General features: G+C 59.9%; 17 protein-coding genes. 11 read left to right on the top strand and 6 right to left on the bottom strand.

Annotated features, from left to right (window positions below; genetic code table 11):
- From GIW02_RS24045 to GIW02_RS24035, 3 genes are all read right to left on the bottom strand, one after another.
- Positions 1-747: AAA family ATPase (locus GIW02_RS24045; protein WP_236422125.1), on the bottom strand; the 747-nt coding region annotated here is incomplete at its 3' end.
- A 27-nt stretch (positions 748-774) separates the two neighbouring features.
- A complete protein-coding gene (gene lolA, locus GIW02_RS24040) occupies positions 775-1,398 on the bottom strand; it encodes an outer membrane lipoprotein chaperone LolA (protein WP_236419360.1) in 624 nt (207 codons plus the stop codon).
- 53 nt (positions 1,399-1,451) lie between these two features.
- Entirely contained in the window at positions 1,452-3,860 is a 2,409-nt protein-coding gene (locus GIW02_RS24035; RefSeq protein WP_236422124.1) for a DNA translocase FtsK, read from the bottom strand.
- A gap of 496 nt (positions 3,861-4,356) precedes the next feature.
- On the opposite strand from GIW02_RS24035, the gene aat reads away from it, so the two are divergent.
- The 3 genes from aat (at position 4,357) to infA (ending at position 6,119) form a co-directional block, all read left to right on the top strand.
- Positions 4,357-5,037: a leucyl/phenylalanyl-tRNA--protein transferase gene (aat, locus tag GIW02_RS24030; RefSeq protein WP_236419890.1), complete on the top strand. Its 681-nt coding sequence runs from the start codon at positions 4,357-4,359 to the stop codon at positions 5,035-5,037.
- A 55-nt stretch (positions 5,038-5,092) separates the two neighbouring features.
- Positions 5,093-5,800, top strand: a complete 708-nt coding sequence (locus GIW02_RS24025) for an arginyltransferase (RefSeq protein WP_236419892.1) — start codon at positions 5,093-5,095, stop codon at positions 5,798-5,800.
- A gap of 100 nt (positions 5,801-5,900) precedes the next feature.
- Positions 5,901-6,119 (top strand): translation initiation factor IF-1, encoded by a 219-nt coding sequence (infA, locus tag GIW02_RS24020; protein WP_002553999.1) that lies wholly within the window; start codon positions 5,901-5,903, stop codon positions 6,117-6,119.
- A 409-nt stretch (positions 6,120-6,528) separates the two neighbouring features.
- On the opposite strand, the gene clpA is transcribed toward infA, so the two are convergent.
- Together clpA and clpS are read right to left on the bottom strand one after the other, a co-directional pair.
- Positions 6,529-8,799 (bottom strand): ATP-dependent Clp protease ATP-binding subunit ClpA, encoded by a 2,271-nt coding sequence (gene clpA, locus GIW02_RS24015; RefSeq protein WP_236417854.1) that lies wholly within the window; start codon positions 8,797-8,799, stop codon positions 6,529-6,531.
- Between the two features lie 29 nt (positions 8,800-8,828).
- Positions 8,829-9,197, bottom strand: a complete 369-nt coding sequence (clpS, locus tag GIW02_RS24010; protein WP_010567912.1) for an ATP-dependent Clp protease adapter ClpS — start codon at positions 9,195-9,197, stop codon at positions 8,829-8,831.
- A gap of 224 nt (positions 9,198-9,421) precedes the next feature.
- On the opposite strand from clpS, the gene cspD reads away from it, so the two are divergent.
- Positions 9,422-9,727, top strand: coding sequence for a cold shock domain-containing protein CspD (gene cspD, locus GIW02_RS24005; RefSeq protein WP_236417855.1), 306 nt, complete (start codon positions 9,422-9,424; stop codon positions 9,725-9,727).
- 72 nt (positions 9,728-9,799) lie between these two features.
- Here cspD and icd read toward each other — a convergent pair whose 3' ends face one another.
- Positions 9,800-11,056, bottom strand: coding sequence for an NADP-dependent isocitrate dehydrogenase (gene icd / locus GIW02_RS24000; protein ID WP_058425055.1), 1,257 nt, complete (start codon positions 11,054-11,056; stop codon positions 9,800-9,802).
- 494 nt (positions 11,057-11,550) lie between these two features.
- Here icd and GIW02_RS23995 point away from each other — a divergent pair, with 494 nt between their 5' ends.
- From GIW02_RS23995 to GIW02_RS23965, 7 genes are all read left to right on the top strand, one after another.
- A complete protein-coding gene (locus GIW02_RS23995) occupies positions 11,551-13,776 on the top strand; it encodes an NADP-dependent isocitrate dehydrogenase (protein WP_236417857.1) in 2,226 nt (741 codons plus the stop codon).
- A gap of 225 nt (positions 13,777-14,001) precedes the next feature.
- On the top strand, positions 14,002-14,448 hold the full coding sequence (locus GIW02_RS23990) for an NUDIX hydrolase (RefSeq protein WP_236417858.1): 447 nt from the start codon (positions 14,002-14,004) through the stop codon (positions 14,446-14,448).
- Positions 14,449-14,507: 59 nt separating this feature from the next.
- Positions 14,508-15,632: a tRNA 2-thiouridine(34) synthase MnmA gene (mnmA, locus tag GIW02_RS23985; protein WP_236417859.1), complete on the top strand. Its 1,125-nt coding sequence runs from the start codon at positions 14,508-14,510 to the stop codon at positions 15,630-15,632.
- On the top strand, positions 15,629-16,252 hold the full coding sequence (hflD, locus tag GIW02_RS23980) for a high frequency lysogenization protein HflD (RefSeq protein ID WP_176999529.1): 624 nt from the start codon (positions 15,629-15,631) through the stop codon (positions 16,250-16,252). Before mnmA ends, hflD begins: the two co-directional genes overlap by 4 nt.
- Positions 16,253-16,375: 123 nt before the next feature.
- Entirely contained in the window at positions 16,376-17,746 is a 1,371-nt protein-coding gene (gene purB / locus GIW02_RS23975; protein ID WP_236417860.1) for an adenylosuccinate lyase, read from the top strand.
- 84 nt (positions 17,747-17,830) lie between these two features.
- Positions 17,831-18,997: a cupin domain-containing protein gene (locus GIW02_RS23970; protein WP_236417861.1), complete on the top strand. Its 1,167-nt coding sequence runs from the start codon at positions 17,831-17,833 to the stop codon at positions 18,995-18,997.
- On the top strand, positions 18,990-19,412 hold the full coding sequence (locus GIW02_RS23965) for a GNAT family N-acetyltransferase (RefSeq protein ID WP_236417863.1): 423 nt from the start codon (positions 18,990-18,992) through the stop codon (positions 19,410-19,412). Before GIW02_RS23970 ends, GIW02_RS23965 begins: the two co-directional genes overlap by 8 nt.
- The last annotated feature ends 153 nt before the right edge of the window (positions 19,413-19,565 follow it).

Raw genomic sequence — 19,565 nt, 5'->3', positions numbered from 1 at the left:
GTAGAAGGCTTCGCCGCCCTTGTCAAAGCGCCGGCGTGTGTCGCCGAGCAGGCTTTGCAGCAAGTCGACGCCGATTTCGCTGCCGTCTTCAGCCAGGTCCGAGGCGTTTTCCAGCAGGTTCAGAAAACGTCGACCGTCGCCGTCGGCAGCGGTCAGCAGAATCTTGAAACCTTCTTCGCTGACGCTCAGCTGGCGTTTGCCCAAGCCCTTGTCTTCGTTCAAGGCACGGTGCAACAGCTTTTGCATCGCCGCCTCATCCAGGCTCTTGAGCACATACACCCGCGCCCGCGAGAGCAAGGCGTTGTTCAATTCGAATGAGGGGTTTTCAGTGGTGGCGCCGATAAAAATCAGCGTGCCGTCTTCGACATAGGGCAAAAATGCATCTTGCTGCGACTTGTTGAAACGATGCACTTCGTCGACAAACAAAATGGTGCGCTTGCCGTATTGCCCGGCCTGCTGCTTGGCCACCTCCACCGCCTGGCGGATTTCCTTGACCCCGGCCAGTACCGCCGAGACCGTTTCGAAGTGCGCGTCCGAGACTTTCGCCAGCAACCGCGCGAGGGTGGTTTTACCCACCCCCGGCGGCCCCCAGAAAATCATCGAGTGCAGCGCGCCCTGCTCCAGGGCTTCGCGCAACGGCTTGCCGCGAGCGAGCAGGTGTTCCTGACCGACATACTCATCCAGGTTGGTCGAGCGCAAGCGCGCGGCCAATGGCTGGGCAATCGGGTCACTTCGAAACAGATCCATGGGCAGCGTTTGAAACCTCTGGGCAGTTTATTCCTGGATCACGTCGGCACCCTTGGGGATGTCGAACTTGAACGTGGACGCGGGCACCGGCTGGTTGGCCTTGACCCCGGAAAACAGGATATCGGTGCGCTGGCCAACGCTGTCGACCAAACGCATGTTGTTGATCACGCCGTTGCCGAAGGACAGGGACAGCGTATCAAACAGCGTGTCCTTGGATTTGGGCTTGAGGGTGAACTCGATCACGTTGCTGGTTTGCTTGGAGGTGATGTCGAAGCTGTCGCTGATTTTCGACACATCGCCGGAGAGCAGCAACGCCGGGGTCTGGTTCAAGCGCGGGTCAAGCTTCTTGATGGTCGCTTGCTCCAGGTCAGGGTCCCACAGGGTGACCTTCTGGCCGTCGGAGACGATGGTCTGCTCGTTTGGCGCGTCGGTTTTCCAATAGAACAGCCCTGGACGCTGCACCGCCATTTCACCGGCAGTTTCCTGCAACTGGGTGCCGCCGCCATCCAGGGTCAACTGGGAGAAGCGCGCCGTCAGGGTCTTGGATTTGTCCAACAGGTTAGTCAGGCTCGCAACGGAGGCCGGGTCGGCGTGAGCCGAAATAGCGGTCAGGGCCAGAGCCGGCAACAACAGCATGCGGATAAGACGCATGGGAGTCCTCATTGAGTGTTAGGGCGCGCCGCGTGCTGCCACGCGGCACGTGATCAGTCGCGCATCTGCCCGGGGGCGATGACTTCGCGCGAGCCGTTGGTGTTCATTGCAGTCACGACGCCAGCATTTTCCATGGCTTCGATCATACGCGCGGCGCGGTTGTAGCCGATTTTCAGTTTGCGTTGCACCGCGGAGATCGAGGCGCGACGGCTTTCCAGCACGAAGGCCACCGCCTCGTCGTACAGCGCGTCCGTCTCGGCATCATCGTCACCCCCGCCGCTGCCGCCGTCGAAGCCACTGCCGGCCTCTTCGACGCCCGCGAGGATATCGTCGTTGTATTCCGGCGCACCGCGCAGTTTCCAGGCTTCCACCACACGGTGAACTTCATCGTCGGAAACGAAGGCGCCATGCACACGGATCGGCAGGCTGGTGCCCGGTGGCATGTAGAGCATGTCACCGTGGCCCAGCAGCTGTTCGGCGCCGCCCTGGTCGATGATGGTCCGCGAGTCGATCTTGCTCGACACCTGGAACGCCATACGCGTCGGAATGTTGGCCTTGATCAGGCCGGTGATCACGTCAACAGACGGACGCTGGGTCGCAAGGATCAAGTGAATACCGGCGGCACGCGCCTTCTGGGCGATACGTGCGATCAGCTCTTCTACCTTCTTGCCGACGATCATCATCATGTCGGCAAATTCGTCGACCACCACCACGATGGTCGGCAGCTTGGTCAGCAGCGGCGCTTCGTCATGGATGCTTTCGCGCTTGTACAGCGGGTCGGTCAGCGGCGTACCGGCGTCCTGGGCTTCCTTGACCTTGGCGTTGAAGCCCGAGAGGTTACGCACGCCCATCTTCGCCATCAGCTTGTAGCGGCGCTCCATCTCGGCAACGCTCCAGCGCAGGGCGTTGGCGGCGTCCTTCATGTCGGTGACCACCGGGCACAACAGGTGCGGAATGCCCTCGTAGATCGACAGCTCCAACATTTTCGGGTCGATCATGATCAGCTTGGCGTCGTCCGGGCCGGACTTGAACAGGATCGACAGGATCATCGCGTTCACGCCCACCGACTTACCGGAACCGGTAGTACCGGCCACCAGCAGGTGCGGCATCTTCGCCAGGTCGGTGATCACTGGCTTGCCGCCGATGTCATGGCCCAGGGCCAAAGTGACCGGCGACTTGAAGTTGTCGTACTCCGGCGTCGACAGCACTTCGGAGAAACGCACGATCTGGCGGTCTTCGTTGGGAATCTCGATACCCACGGTGGTCTTGCCCGGAATCACTTCCACCACACGCACGCTGGTCACGGCCAGGGAGCGCGCCAGGTCTTTGGCCAGGTTGGAAATGCGGCTGACCTTGACGCCAGCCGCCGGCTGGATTTCGTAACGGGTAATCACCGGGCCCGGGTGGATCGAGTCGACGGACACTTCGACGCCGAATTCCTTGAGTTTGATTTCCAGCAGGTGGCCGACAGCCGCCAGGGACTCCGGAGAATAATTGAGTTGTTTCTTTTCGGCCGGGTCGAGGATCGAGATCGGCGGCAAGGTGCCTTCGACGGCGCTGTCGACGAACAGCGGCGCCTGTTTCTCTTTCTGCACGCGATGGCTCGGCTCTGGCGGCTTGGGCGGCGCGGGGGCGATCACCGGCGGCACCTGCTTCTCGCGGTCCGACATATGCTTGCTCAGGGCCTGCTCGCGTTCGATCAGGCGTTCCTTGACCTTGGCCTGCTCGCGGCGATCCGGCGTGCTCGGGGCCACCACCTCGTTGACGCGGGTGTCCACCTCACGCAGCTGGGCCACCATGCGTTTGCGCTCGACCCGGGCGGCCCACCAACGGTTGGCGGCGCCCTGGAACAGCTCGAGCAGGTCCAGGGTGATCTTGCCGGTCACGTCCATCACCTTGAACCACGACAGGTCTGTGAACACTGTGAGGCCGAACAGGAACAGCGCGATAAACATCAGCGTGCTGCCCTGGATATTCAGGGTCTTGCGCGCCAGGTCGCCGAGGCTTTCCCCCAGCGCCCCGCCCGCGCCCGCTGGCAGGCCAGTGGGGGCATGAAAATGGATATGAGCCAACGCGGCACCGGACAGCACCAGGAACACCAGGCCGATCAGGCGCCACGAAAACAGCCAACCGCTCCACTGCCACGGCTCGTGACGCTGGCGAAAGATCTGCCAGGTCTTGATCGCCAGCAGCAATGGGAAGATATAGGCGAAGTAACCCAGCACCATGAACAGGATATCGGCGCTGTAGGAACCGGCAGGCCCGCCGAAGTTCTGCACGTCTTCGATCTTGCTGTTGTGGCTCCAGCCTGGGTCGTCCTTGCCGTAGGTCAGCAAGGCCATCATCAGGAACAGGCACAGCGCGCCGATAGCGATCAGCGCACCTTCCTTGAGTCGGTAGTGCAGGTGCTGGCGCCAGGCCGGCACGACTGCTGCTTTAGGTGTAGCGGCGGATTTCTTCAAAACGGGTCTTTTCCTGCGCTTTTAGCGCGTCCATCTGTTGAATAACTGCAAGTACTGCCCAATCCGAGCAGCTGAAAAATGAACGAACGTCGTTGAATCTACTTTTAACACTCGGCGACTGCTGGGTGAAATGACGATAACGCCACACTGGCCGCATTGTACGGGTTTGTGTCCCCGATGCCACGCCACTTGGCTGTCATCGGGCAGCCTGGTCAATGGTGTGTCACAACATGTTCAATTTGAGCATGCATTGTCTTTGCTGACAAAGGCTTATGAGCTGTTTTTACCAATCCAGGCAAGCTTGGCAAATGGCCTGCATGGGCCGGACCCGATTACGACCACGCCTCAGGCACAGAGTTGCAGAAACACCCGCTCACGCTAATGCGCGCCAATAACCGATTCGGGCTGGCCCGATGGCGCTGCGTCGACAATAATCACACCCCTGGGGCAGGCGACATACCTGCCACTCCCCTCCCCTTCCGCAAGCCTGGATGCCATGCTGACCTGGTTACAACGCGAATCCCTGAACTTCCCGCCGCTGGCCAAAGCCATGCGCGAACCCAATGGCCTGCTTGCCGCCGGCGGCGACTTATCCGCCGAGCGACTGATCAAGGCCTATCGCCACGGCTGCTTTCCATGGTTCTCGGACGGCCAGCCGATCCTCTGGTGGTCGCCTGACCCGCGCACCGTGATCTTCCCGGACGAACTGCATGTGTCGCGCAGCCTGGGCAAACTGTTGCGTCAGCAGCGCTATAGCGTGACCTTCGATCAGGACTTCGCCGCCGTCATCCAGGCGTGCGCCGCGCCCCGCGCCTATGCCGATGGCACGTGGATCACCCAAGGCATACAGAGCGCCTACCTGGAGCTGCACACGCGCGGCTACGCCCATTCGGTCGAGGTGTGGGACCAGGGTGAGCTGGTGGGCGGCCTGTACGGCCTGGCGATGGGCCAGCTGTTTTTTGGCGAATCCATGTTCAGCCGCGCCGACAACGCTTCAAAATTCGGCTTCGCCACGCTGACCCGGCAATTGCAGGCCTGGGGTTTTGTGCTGATCGACTGCCAGATGCCCAACGACCACCTGCACAGCCTCGGCGCCCGCGCCATCCCCCGCAGCGAATTCGCGAACTTCCTGCGCGATCACCTGGATCAACCCAACACCGGCCCATGGGTTTCCTAGGCGACTTGCGCGCACCTGGCTTACACTTATTTCAAAGCTTATCCGAGGGTTGATCATGACCGAGTTGGCGCGCTTGAAGTTTTATGCCACTCAACCCCACTCTTGCAGCTATCTGCCCGACGAGCAGGCCACCACGCTGTTCCTCGACCCCAGCCAGCCAATGGACGTGCATGTGTATGCCGACCTCTCGGAAATGGGTTTTCGGCGCAGTGGCGATCACTTGTACCGGCCTCACTGCCAAAACTGCAATGCCTGCGTCCCGGCACGCATCCCCGTGGGGCAGTTTGCCCCGGACCGCAATCAGAAGCGCATCCTCAAGCGTAATGCCGACCTCACGGTAACGCCGGCCAAACCCAGGTTCAGCGAAGAATACTTCGACCTTTACCAGCGCTATATCGAGCAACGCCACGCCGATGGCGATATGTTCCCGCCCAGTCGCGACCAGTTTTCCACGTTTCTGGTGCGCGACCTGCCGTTCTCGCGCTTCTATGAGTTTCGCCTCGACGGCCGCCTGGTGGCTGTGGCCGTGACCGACCTGCTGCCCAATGGCCTGTCAGCGGTCTACACCTTCTACGAACCGGCTGAAGAACGCCGCAGCCTGGGGCGCTTCGCCATCCTCTGGCAAATCGGCGAAGCCATGCGCCAGGAACTGGAAGCGGTGTACCTCGGGTACTGGATCAAAAACTGCAAAAAGATGAGCTACAAGACCCAATATCGACCCATTGAACTGCTGATTAATCAAAGATGGGTCACGCTTAACTAGAACCCCTTGGCTTAAACACCCTTTTTCGGGCACAATGCACGCCGCTTTTGCCTGGCGCAGTTGCACCGGGCCATTCACTGGATACCGAGGGCTTTACTGCATGTCGAAAGAAGACAGCTTCGAAATGGAAGGCACTGTCGTCGACACCCTGCCCAACACCATGTTTCGTGTGGAGTTGGAAAATGGGCACGTCGTAACCGCGCATATCTCCGGCAAGATGCGCAAGAACTACATTCGTATTCTTACCGGTGACAAAGTGCGCGTCGAGCTGACGCCCTATGACTTGAGCAAAGGGCGCATCACTTACCGCGCTCGTTAAGCAAGTCAATACAAAACGCCCGGTTATGCCGGGCGTTTTTGTGTGTGCGCTATTTATCCAGCACCGCAAAACCATGTGGGGGGGGGCTTGCCCCCGATGACGGCATTTCCGCTGAACGCAAAATATATAAATGAGCCGCTGCTGTGGCGAGCGGGCTTGTCGAATCGTCGCACCGCCGCGTTGGGCCGCGCAGCGGACCCAGCAAAGGTACTGAGTTTTTTCTGAAAGAACTCAGTGCCTGGTTTTGGGGCTGCTGCGCAGCCCAACGCGGGCAAGCCCGCTCGCCACAGGAGGGGGAAGTGCCTACTTTTAAGTTTGTGCAAGCCCCCTCCTGCATTTGATTTGTGGCGTTTCGGAGAGATAACAAAAAGGCGCCTTTCGGCGCCTTTTGTTTTGTTGCGGTAAACGATCAGGCCATTTCTGCCGTGGTCTCGAAATCGAAGGTCAGCTCGCCATCCTTGAAATCGATATGCACCACGCCACCATGGTCGGACAGCTCGCCAAACAGGATCTCCTCGGCCAATGGCCGCTTGATCTTGTCCTGGATCAGACGCGCCATCGGGCGTGCGCCCATTGCCGCATCGTAGCCACCTTCGGCCAGCCAGCTGCGTGCTGCATCTGTCACTTCCAACTGCACGCGCTTGTCTTCCAACTGCGCTTGAAGTTCGGTAAGGAACTTGTCCACCACGCTTTTGATGACCTCATGGCTGAGACGACCAAACTGAATAATGGTGTCCAGACGGTTGCGGAACTCCGGCGTAAAGCTCTTCTTGATCACTTCCATGGCATCGGAAGAGTGATCCTGATGGCTGAAGCCGATCGAAGCCCGCGCAGCCGTTTCAGCACCGGCATTGGTGGTCATGATCACGATGACGTTGCGGAAGTCCGCCTTGCGCCCGTTGTTGTCGGTCAGGGTGCCGTGATCCATCACCTGCAGCAGCAGGTTGAAGACTTCCGGGTGCGCCTTCTCGATTTCATCGAGCAACAATACGCAATGCGGCTGCTTGGTAATCGCTTCGGTCAGCAGGCCGCCCTGGTCGAAACCGACATAGCCCGGAGGCGCACCGATCAGGCGCGACACGGTGTGACGCTCCATGTATTCGGACATGTCGAAACGCACCAGCTCGATGCCCATGGCCTTGGCCAATTGCCGCGCCGCTTCGGTCTTGCCGACGCCGGTAGGCCCTGCGAACAGGAACGAACCGACCGGCTTGTCCGGCGACTTGAGGCCCGCACGCGACAACTTGATTGCAGTCGACAGCGCGTCGATGGCCGCATCCTGACCAAACACGGTCAGCTTGAGGTCACGCTCCAGGTTACGCAGCAGCTCCTTGTCGGAACTATTGACGTGCTTAGGCGGAATCCGCGCGATCTTCGCCACGATGTCCTCGACTTGAGGCACGTCGATTCGCTTCACACGCTTCTCGACCGGCTGCAGGCGCTGGTAGGCACCCGCCTCGTCGATCACATCGATAGCCTTGTCCGGCATGTGCCGGTCATTGATGTAGCGCGACGCCAGCTCGGCAGCAGCACGCAAGGCTTCATCGGTGTACTCGATGCCGTGGTGCGCTTCGAAACGCCCCTTGAGCCCACGCAGAATGCCGATGGTGTCTTCTACCGAAGGCTCGGACACGTCGACTTTCTGGAAACGGCGCGCCAGGGCACGGTCTTTTTCAAAGATGCCGCGAAATTCCTGGAACGTGGTCGAACCGATGCAGCGGATATCACCCGACGACAGCAACGGCTTGAGCAGGTTGGAGGCGTCCATCACGCCACCGGAGGCAGCACCGGCACCAATAATGGTGTGGATCTCATCGATAAACAGGATCGCCTGCGGGCGTTTTTTCAGCTCGCCGAGCAACGCCTTGAAGCGCTTCTCGAAATCGCCACGGTACTTGGTCCCGGCGAGCAAGGCGCCGAGGTCAAGGGAGTAGACGACACTGCTGGCCAGCAGGTCCGGGACCTGATTATCCACGATGCGCTTGGCCAGGCCTTCGGCAATCGCGGTTTTACCCACGCCTGCCTCACCCACCAGCAACGGATTGTTCTTGCGACGACGCGCGAGGATCTGCGCTACACGCTCAACCTCCAGCTCACGCCCCACCAGCGGATCGATCCGCCCCTGGCGCGCGAGTTCGTTGAGGTTGCTGGCATAGGCATCCAGTGGATTGCCCGAAGAAGAAGACTCACCGCCCTCGTCGTCCTGCATATCCTGCTCACCCTCGGAATGATCGCCGTGCCCAGGTACCTTGGAGATACCGTGGGCGATGTAGTTGACGACATCGATACGGGCAACGCTCTGCTGCTTGAGCAGGAACACTGCCTGGCTTTCCTGTTCGCTGAAAATCGCCACCAGCACATTGGCGCCCGTGACTTCACGCTTACCGGAGCTCTGAACGTGGAAAACAGCACGCTGCAATACCCGCTGGAAGCCCAGGGTTGGCTGGGTTTCGCGGTCCTCGTCGTGTACGGGGATCAGCGGCGTGGTGGAGTCGATAAACTCCTGCAGGTCATGCTTGAGTTTGTCGAGGTTGGCGCCACACGCACGTAGAACGGTGGCGGCAGCTTCGTTATCCAAAAGTGCCAGCAGCAGGTGTTCGACGGTCATGAACTCATGACGCTTCGAACGAGCCTCCTTGAAGGCAAGATTGAGGGTGACTTCGAGCTCGCGGTTTAACATAGCTTCACCTCATACCCAAGTGGTCGGCGTTAACCGTCCTTCTCGATTTCACAGAGTAGCGGATGCTGGCTTTCCCTGGCGTACTGGTTGACCTGCATGGCCTTTGTCTCGGCGATGTCGCGGGTAAACACTCCACATACTGCCCGTCCTTCTGTGTGAACGGCCAGCATTACCTTGGTCGCCAACTCGCGGTTCAGGTTAAAAAACACCTCGAGTACTTCGACCACGAAATCCATCGGTGTGTAGTCATCATTGAACAAAACCACCTTGTACATCGGCGGCGCCTGTAAAGCAGGCTTGGCCTCCTGAACAGCAATGCCTGCAGAACCGTCGTCATCGTGTTCGTGATCCGGTCGATCCTGATTGAATGTTAGTCGAATCTGGCTGATTGCATGCATGGAAATAAAGGTTCGTCAGTGGTTCAAATACAGTGGTGGGGGCGACCTGTCAGAAATTCAACTCTGAACGTCTGGTCGCCTTGACTATCGGCGAATCGGTGTTACAACCAATAGAACCCACAGTGGGTAAAAAAGGTCCGCGCAGTCAACCTTATTTATTCGGGTTAGGACGGATAAACTGGATGATACTCCAGTGATGGAGTCTGGTGCAGAGGGATATGGGTATGTCTGGCGTCAAGATCAGTGGCAAGGTCAAGTGGTTCAATAATGCCAAGGGATATGGCTTTATTAATGAGGAAGGGAAAACCGAGGACCTTTTTGCGCATTACTCAGCTATCCAAATGGATGGGTACAAAACGCTCAAAGCAGGGCAAGTAGTGGAGTTTGAAATCATTCAGGGCCCCAAGGGGCTGCACGCCGTCGCAATCAGTGCACCCGCCGCGGCAGGTCCGGGCAAGCCCCATGAAGACACTCACGAAAAATCCCTGACTGATCAATCCACGCATTCAAAAAAGAAACAAACGGCCTGATCAGCTTCCAAGCAAACACCTCGCAAAAAAAACGGCCATCCTGGCATCAGGATGGCCGTTTTTGCGTTCGGCTTACATATGCGAAATCAACGCATCCCCGAAACCGGACGATGACACCAGCTTCGCGCCGTCCATCAGGCGTTCGAAGTCATAAGTCACCGTCTTGGCCGATATCGCGCCATTTGTGCCCTTGATGATCAGGTCCGCCGCCTCGACCCACCCCATATGGCGCAGCATCATTTCCGCCGACAGGATCAATGAGCCCGGGTTGACCTGGTCCTTGCCTGCGTACTTGGGCGCAGTGCCGTGGGTTGCCTCGAACATGGCCACGGTGTCGGACAGGTTGGCCCCCGGCGCGATACCAATACCACCCACCTCTGCCGCCAAGGCGTCGGACAGGTAATCACCATTGAGGTTGAGGGTAGCGATCACGTCATACTCGGCCGGACGCAACAGGATTTGCTGGAGCATCGCATCGGCAATGGCGTCCTTGACCACAACGTTCTTGCCGGTCTTGGGGTTCTTGAACTGCATCCACGGGCCGCCGTCGAGCAGAGTCGCGCCGAACTCTTCAGCCGCCACTTCGTAGGCCCATTCCTTGAAGGCGCCCTCGGTGAACTTCATGATGTTGCCTTTGTGCACGATGGTCAGCGAGTCGCGGTCATTATCCACTACATATTGCAGGGCCTTGCGCGCCAGGCGCTTGGTGCCCTCTTTCGAGACAGGCTTCACGCCAATCCCGCAATCCTGGTCAAAACGGATCTTGGTAACCCCCATTTCTTCCTTGAGGAACTTGATCACCTTGATCGCTTCCGGCGAGCCGGCTTTCCACTCGATCCCGGCATAAATGTCTTCGGAGTTCTCACGGAAGATGGTCATGTCCACATCGCCCGGCTTCTTGACCGGGCTCGGCACGCCTTCAAACCAGCGCACCGGACGCAGGCACACGTACAGATCAAGCTGTTGGCGCAGGGCCACGTTCAACGAGCGGATGCCGCCACCGACCGGGGTGGTCAGCGGGCCCTTGATGGACACCACGTAATCCTTGACCGCATCCAGGGTTTCCTGGGGCAGCCAGGTGTCCTGGTCGTAGACTTGAGTGGCCTTTTCACCGGCGTAAACCTCCATCCAGGAGATTTTGCGTTTGCCGCCGTAAGCCTTTTCAACAGCCGCGTCGACCACCTTGATCATCACCGGGCTGATGTCGACGCCAATACCGTCACCTTCGATATAAGGGATGATCGGTTGGTCAGGAACATTGAGAGAATGGTCCGCGTTGACGGTGATTTTGTCGCCGACTGCCGGAACCTGAATCTTCTTGTATCCCATGCTGAACTCCATCTATGGATTGAACATCTGGCTGCGTTCGAGCCTACTCCAGATAAATGGCGACCGAAACCTCACGCCATGCTCATTTGCATCGAAAACAGCATAATTTGTCGCCTACAAGCCCGAAACCAAAGGGAAAAGCGCCAATCTTGAGCACATCGTGCGCGTTCTGACGCGAGCTACTCCCCTGCGACCTTTAGACCAATGGACGACACACCTTTTGTATGAAGGCTCGGCGTAAGCATAGCGACCTATGTATAATGCCGCCGCTGACCCAAGAGTCACGACGGCCGACCGCTCTAGACAGTAGCCTTCAGCCAGAAAGCAGGACTATTACAATAGCCCAAACGCTTGACGCTCGACTGATGCAACCCAACATCACCGCGAAGAAACCTCGACATTTCGCTCATGGATGACTTTGAACGAACGCGCTCCACCCGGCGCATCTCGAGTTTCCGCGCACGCTTTCAGCAAAGAAGAGAGTTAATCCGAATATGCCCACCCGCTCGAAGATCATCTACACCTTCACCGACGAAGCCCCAGCCCTCGCCACCTATTCACTGCTGCCTATCGTAGAGGCCTTCACCGCTTCCGCTGATATTGCTGTGGAAACCCGCGACATCTCCCTCGCAGGGCGCATCCTCGCAAGCTTCCCCGAGCAACTGGGCGCCAAGGCTATCCCGGACCACCTCGCCGAACTGGGCGACCTGGCCGTTACGCCTGAAGCCAACATCATCAAGCTGCCTAACATCAGTGCCTCGACCCCGCAGCTGCAAGCGGCGATCAAGGAACTGCAGGCCCAGGGCTACGCCCTGCCGGACTACCCGGAAACCGTAACCACCGACGCGGAAAAAGAAACCCGTGCACGTTACGACAAGGTCAAGGGCAGCGCCGTGAACCCGGTCCTGCGCGAAGGCAACTCCGACCGCCGCGCGCCGCTGTCGGTCAAGAACTATGCGCGCAAGCACCCGCACAAAATGGGCGCCTGGGCTGCGGACTCCAAGTCCCACATCGCGCACATGAGCAATGGCGACTTCTACGGCAGCGAAAAAGCCGTACAGATCGAAGCCGCTGACGCTGTCAAAATCGAGCTGATCGCTCAAGACGGCACCGCCACTGTCCTGAAGGAAAAAACTTCAGTTCAGGCCGGCGAAATCATCGACACCGCCGTACTCAGCAAAAAAGCCCTGCGCGCGTTCATCGCCGCAGAAATCGAAGACGCCAAGAAACAAGGCGTGCTGCTGTCGGTTCACCTCAAAGCCACCATGATGAAGGTCTCCGACCCGATCATGTTCGGCCAAATCGTAGCCGAGTTCTATAAAGACGCCCTGACCAAGCACGCCACCGTGCTGGAGCAGATCGGCTTTAACCTGAACAACGGCATCGGCGACCTGTACGCTCGCATCAAGGCCCTGCCGGCCGACCAGCAAGCGCAGATCGAAGCTGACATTCAAGCGGTCTACGCCGCTCGCCCTTCCCTGGCGATGGTCAACTCCGACAAAGGCATCACCAACCTGCACGTGCCGAGCGACGTGATCGTCGACGCCTCGATGCCGGCCATGATCCGTGACTCCGGCAAAATGTGGGGCACCGACGGCCAGCTGCACGACACCAAGGCTGTGATCCCGGATCGCTGCTACGCCACCATCTACCAAGCCGTCATCGAAGACTGCAAGGCCCATGGCGCTTTCGACCCAACCACCATGGGCAGCGTGCCGAACGTTGGCCTGATGGCGAAGAAAGCCGAAGAGTACGGCTCCCACGACAAGACCTTCCAGATCAAGGCTGACGGCGTAGTCCGCGTCACCGACAGCAAGGGCAACCTGCTGATGGAACAGAACGTCGAAGCCGGCGACATCTTCCGCATGTGCCAGACCAAAGACGCGCCGATCCAGGACTGGGTCAAACTGGCCGTCAACCGCGCCCGCGCCAGCAACACCCCGGCTATTTTCTGGCTGGACCCACAGCGCGCCCACGATGGCGTCGTGGTCGAGAAAGTTCAGGCTTACCTGAAAGACCACAACACCGAAGGCCTGGACATCCGCATCATGTCGCCGGTCGACGCGATGAAGTTCACCCTGGAGCGCACCCGCAAGGGCCTGGACACCATCTCGGTAACCGGCAACGTACTGCGTGACTACCTGACCGACCTGTTCCCGATCATGGAACTGGGCACCAGCGCCAAGATGCTCTCGATCGTGCCGCTGATGAACGGCGGTGGCCTGTTCGAAACCGGCGCCGGCGGTTCGGCTCCGAAACACGTGCAGCAACTGGTTGAAGAGAACTTCCTGCGCTGGGACTCCCTGGGCGAATTCCTGGCCCTGGCCGCGTCCCTTGAGCATTTGGGTGTGAATAACAACAACCCGAAAGCCCTGGTACTGTCCAAGACCCTGGACCAGGCCACCGGCCAGTTCCTCGACAACAACAAGTCGCCATCGCGCAAAGTCGGCAACATCGACAACCGCGGCAGCCACTTCTACCTGGCGCTGTACTGGGCTCAAGCCCTGGCCGCCCAGACCGAAGACACTGCCCTGCAAGCGCAGTTCGGCGAACTGGCCAAAACCCTCAGCGACAACGAGGCGACCATCGTCGCCGAGCTGAACGCCGTACAAGGCAAGCCAGTGGACATCGGCGGCTACTACGCGCCGAACCCAGAGCTGACCAGCAAAGCCATGCGCCCAAGCAACACGCTGAACGCGGCAATTGCCAAGTTGAAGTAAGGTTGTAAGGATGCATCACAAACCCCGGCCATGTGCCGGGGTTTGTGTTCATGCACTCCAACTGAAGAAACCGAATCAAAAATGTGGGAGGGGGCTTGCCCCCGATGAGGGAGTGTCAGTTGATACATCTGCTCCTGACCCACCACCATCGAGGGCAACCACCCCTCCCACATTGACTGTAATCCTGCTCCAAGACTGCAGCGCACCTTTAATCGAGAGGCAACCATGACCTGGCAACCCCACATCACCGTCGCCACCCTCGTCGAAGACAACGGCCGCTTCCTGATGGTCGAAGAACTCAAGGGCGGTCGTGCCGTGCTAAACCAGCCCGCCGGCCACCTGGACCCGCATGAAACCCTGACCGAGGCCGCCGTGCGCGAAACCCTCGAGGAAACCGGCTGGGACGTCGAGCCCACGGGCATTGTCGGAATCTACCTGTACACCGCCCCGAGCAATGGCGTGACCTATCAGCGCGTCTGCTTCATTGCCAAGGCGCTGAAACACCATCCGGACTATCAACTCGACGAAGGCATCCTGCGCGCCCGCTGGCTGACCCGCGACGAGCTGATGGCCGTGCGCGATGACTGGCGCAGTGAGCTGATCATCCGCTGTATCGATGATTATCTGGCCGGCCAGCGTCATAGCCTGGAACTGATCCGACCTTCTCTTTAGCCTTGCGGGCCCAGGCCTGCTAGAATCGCGTCCTTTTTCAAGACACCCGTTGAAACCCTATGCGTGATCCAGCCCCTTCTGACACACAAAAGAAGCGCGTCATCGTCGGCATGTCCGGCGGCGTGGATTCTTCCGTTTCCGCCGTTCTGCTCATGGAGCAGGGTTATGAGGTGGAAGGCCTGTTCATGAAGAACTGGGAAGAAGACGATGGAACGGAATATTGCACCGCGATGGACGATCTCGCGGACGCCCAGGCCGTGTGCGACAAGATCGGTATCAAGCTGCACACCGCCAACTTTGCCGCCGAGTACTGGGACAACGTGTTCGAGCACTTCCTGGCCGAATACAAGGCCGGTCGCACGCCGAACCCGGACATCCTGTGTAACCGCGAAATCAAGTTCAAGGCGTTCCTCGACTACGCCCTGATGCTCGGCGCCGACCTGATCGCCACGGGCCACTATGTGCGCCGCCGCGATATCGACGGCCGCACCGAGCTGCTCAAGGGCCTGGACCCGAACAAGGACCAGAGCTACTTCCTGCACGCCGTCGGCGGTAAACAGATCGCCAAGACCCTGTTCCCGGTGGGCGAGCTGGAAAAGCCCGAGGTGCGCAGGATCGCCGAGAAACACGGCCTGGCCACTGCCAAGAAGAAGGATTCCACCGGGATCTGCTTTATCGGCGAGCGCCGTTTCAGCGACTTCCTCAAGCAATACCTGCCGGCGCAACCGGGCGAAATCAAAACCACCGACGGTGAAGTGATCGGCCGCCACCACGGCCTGATGTACCACACCATCGGCCAGCGCCAGGGCCTGGGCATCGGCGGCTTGAAAGACGCCGGCGAAGAGCCGTGGTACGTGCTAGTCAAGGACCTGGAGCACAACGTGCTGATCGTCGGCCAGGGCAACGAACACCCGCTGCTGTTCTCGGGCGCGCTGTTGGCTTCGGAGATCTATTGGGTCAACCCGATCGACCTGAGCACCCCGCGCCGCCTGACCGCCAAGGTACGCTATCGCCAGGGCGACCAGCCCTGCACCCTGGAAAAAACCGCCAGCGGCTACCGCGCCACCTTCGATGACCCGCAGCGTGCGGTCACCCCCGGCCAGTCCGTGGTGTTCTATGACGGTGAAGTCTGCCTGGGCGGCGGCGTGATTGAAGTCGCGCAAGCCTGGAGCAACCCGGCATGAGCCCGACCCAGGAGCAGTTGACGGCCTTGGGCGGGGTGTTCCTCGCCGCCGTGCTGGTGGACAAGATCGCCAAGACCGGCCAGGTCACCGAGGCAGGCCTGACCTGCATGCTCGGCAGCCTGCTGATCCGCGACCCCAAGGACACCCTGGAAGTCTACGGGGGCGACGACCTGGCGCTGCGCGAAGGTTATCGCGCGCTGATCGGCGCCCTGGAGCGCGACCCAAGCACCTTGCAGCGCGAGCCGCTGCGCTACGCCCTGTCGATGCTCGGCCTGGAGCGGCAACTGGCCAAGCGCGAAGACATGCTGGAGATCATCGGCAAACGCCTGCCGCAGATTCAGTCCCAGGTTGAACACTTCGGGCCAGCCCACGAAAACGTGATCGCGGCCTGTGGCGCGTTGTACCAGGACACCTTGAGCACCTTGCGCCAGCGCATCCAGGTGCACGGCGACATGCGCAACCTGCAGCAACCAAACAACGCTTCGAAAATTCGCGCGCTGCTGTTGGCCGGTATTCGTTCGGCGCGCTTGTGGCGGCAATTGGGCGGCCATCGCTGGCAACTGGTGATCAGCCGGCGCAAATTGCTCAAAGAGCTTTACCCGTTGATGCGCAACGAATAAGTCGCAGCAACCCACTTTTTATCGCCTCACGCGTAATACGCCGGTCAGTTGGCAACGGATCGGCGGATTTTTTCATGTATGATACGCGCCCCATTTCGTTGCCCGACTGTCCGAGAACACCCCATGCAGCTCTCTTCGCTCACTGCGGTTTCCCCTGTTGACGGCCGCTACGCCGGCAAAACCCAGGCCCTGCGCCCTATTTTCAGCGAATACGGCCTGATCCGTGCTCGTGTACTGGTTGAAGTGCGCTGGCTCCAGCGCCTGGCCGCTCACCCCGCCATCAGTGAAGTGCCGGCGTTCACCGCCGAAGCCAACGCTGTATTGAACACCCTGGCGGAAAACTTCTCCCTGGAGCACGCCGAGCGTGTGAAAGAGATCGAGCGCACCACCAACCACGACGTCAAAGCCATCGAATACCTGCTCAAAGAGCAAGCGGCCAAGCTGCCGGAACTGGCCCAGGTCAGCGAGTTCATCCACTTTGCCTGCACCAGCGAGGACATCAACAACCTGTCCCACGCCCTGATGCTGCGCGAAGGCCGTGATGACGTGATGCTGCCGCTGATGCGCCAAACCGCCGAAGCCATCCGCGAGCTGGCCGTCCGCTTCGCCGCCGTGCCGATGCTCTCGCGCACCCACGGTCAGCCGGCCTCGCCGACCACGCTGGGCAAAGAGCTGGCCAACGTGGTGTACCGCCTGGAGCGCCAGATCGCCCAAGTCGCCGCCGTGCCGCTGCTGGGCAAGATCAACGGCGCCGTAGGCAACTACAACGCCCACCTGTCGGCCTACCCGGAGATTGACTGGGAAGCCAACGCCCGCGCCTTCATCGAAGACGAGCTGGGCCTGGGTTTCAACCCGTACACCACGCAGATCGAGCCGCACGACTACATCGCCGAGCTGTTCGACGCCATTGCGCGCTTCAACACCATCCTGATCGACTTCGATCGCGATATCTGGGGCTACATCTCCCTGGGATACTTCAAGCAGCGCACCATTGCCGGTGAAATCGGTTCGTCGACCATGCCACACAAGGTCAACCCGATCGACTTCGAAAACTCCGAAGGCAACCTCGGCATCGCCAACGCCCTGTTCCAGCATTTGGCCAGCAAGCTGCCGATCTCCCGCTGGCAGCGCGACCTGACCGACTCCACCGTACTACGCAACCTCGGCGTGGGCTTCGCGCACAGCGTGATCGCGTACGAAGCCAGCCTCAAGGGCATCAGCAAGCTGGAGCTCAACGAGCAGAAGATCGCCGCTGACCTGGACGCGTGCTGGGAAGTATTGGCCGAGCCGATCCAGACCGTCATGCGCCGCTACAACATCGAAAACCCGTACGAGAAGCTGAAAGAATTGACGCGCGGCAAGGGCATCAGCCCTGAAGCGCTGCAAACTTTCATCGACGGCCTGGACATGCCAGCCGCCGCCAAGGCCGAGCTGAAACTGCTCACCCCGGCCAACTACATCGGCAACGCTGTAGAGCAAGCCAAGCGCATCTGATCGTTGCTTGACCCTTTGAGACGCCCGGCCGCGCCGGGCGTTTTTATTCCAGTCTGAAAAGTGCTTTTTTTCAATAGGTTACACATGAATCCTGATATCCCTCTTCAACTTCTGGGCGGCATCACGGCACGGGAATTCCTGCGCGACTACTGGCAGAAAAAGCCGCTGCTGATCCGTCAGGCCATCCCTGACTTCGAAAGCCCGATCGACGCCGACGAACTGGCCGGCCTGGCCCTGGAAGAAGAAGTCGAATCGCGCCTGGTGATCGAGCACGGCGAGCGCCCGTGGGAACTGCGCCGCGGCCCATTCGCCGAAGATGCCTTCAGCACCTTGCCCGAGCGCGAATGGACCCTGCTGGTGCAAGCGGTCGACCAGTTCGTGCCGGAAGTGGCCGAGCTGCTGGAGCAGTTCCGCTTCCTGCCGAGCTGGCGCATCGACGATGTGATGATCAGCTTCGCAGCACCCGGCGGCAGCGTCGGCCCGCATTTCGATAACTACGACGTGTTCCTGCTGCAAGCCCAAGGCAAGCGCAACTGGAAGATCGGCCAGATGTGCAGCTCCGAAAGCCCGCTGCTGCAGCACGCCGACCTGCGCATTCTTGCCGAATTCGAAGAAAGCGCCGAATGGGTCCTGGAACCGGGCGACATGCTCTACCTGCCGCCGCGCCTGGCGCACTTCGGCATTGCCGAAGATGACTGCATGACCTACTCGGTCGGCTTCCGTGCGCCGAGCGCCGCTGAAGTGCTGACCCACTTCACCGACTTCCTCAGCCAGTACCTGACTGACGAAGAGCGCTACACCGACGCCGACGCTCAGCCGGTCAGCGACCCGCACCAGATCCAGAGCGACGCGCTGGACCGCCTCAAGAACCTGCTGGCCGAGCACATGAGCGACGAGCGCATGCTGCTGACCTGGTTCGGCCAGTTCATGACCGAGCCGCGCTACCCGGAACTGGTAGCTGGCGAAGAACTGGGCGAGGAAGACTTTATCAACAGCCTGCAAGACGGCGCGATCCTGGTGCGCAATCCGAGCGCGCGCATGGCCTGGTCGGAAGTTGACGACGACGTGCTGCTGTTCGCCAGCGGCCAGAGCCGTTACCTGCCCGGCAAGCTGCGCGAGCTGCTGAAGCTTATCTGCGCCGCCGACGCCCTGCACGCCGAGAACCTTGCCCCATGGCTGGCGGACGAAGACGGCCGTGACCTGCTGTGCGAACTGGTCAAGCAAGGAAGCCTGGGATTTGCCGATGAATAAGATTCACGTAAGTGTCGCGGACTGGCGAAAGGATATCGACGAGATTCGGCGCATTCGTGAAGCGGTGTTTATCGCTGAACAATCGGTTCCACCTGAGCTTGAGTGGGACGCGGATGACGCCGACGCCGTGCATTTCCTGGCGTTCGAAGGCGATTTTCCGATTGGTACTGCGCGCCTGCTGCCCAGTGGCGAAATCGGGCGCGTGTCAGTGCTCAAAGATTGGCGCGGGCTGAAGGTTGGCGACAAGCTGATGGAAGCGGTGATTGCGATGGCCGAGCAACGCGGCCAGGCCAAGCAGTTCCTCAGTGCGCAGGTGTATGCGGCGCCGTTCTATGAGCGACTGGGCTTCACGATCGTCAGCGACGAATTCCTTGAAGTCGGGATTCCTCACGTCGATATGGTCCGCGAGAGCTGATCCCTGTGGCGAGCGGGCTTGCCGTGGCGAGGGGGGCTTATTGTGGCGAGCGGGCTTGCCCGCGTTGGGCTGCGCAGCGGCCCCAATAAAAACGCCGCGTTCTTTCAGAAAGAACGCGGCGTCTAAATGCAGGGCCGCTACGCGGCCCTGCAT

It is taken from the genome of Pseudomonas syringae (assembly GCF_021606685.1).
In the GTDB taxonomy this organism is placed as follows: domain Bacteria; phylum Pseudomonadota; class Gammaproteobacteria; order Pseudomonadales; family Pseudomonadaceae; genus Aquipseudomonas; species Aquipseudomonas syringae_R.
This window is presented reverse-complemented; position numbering and strand designations above follow the sequence as displayed.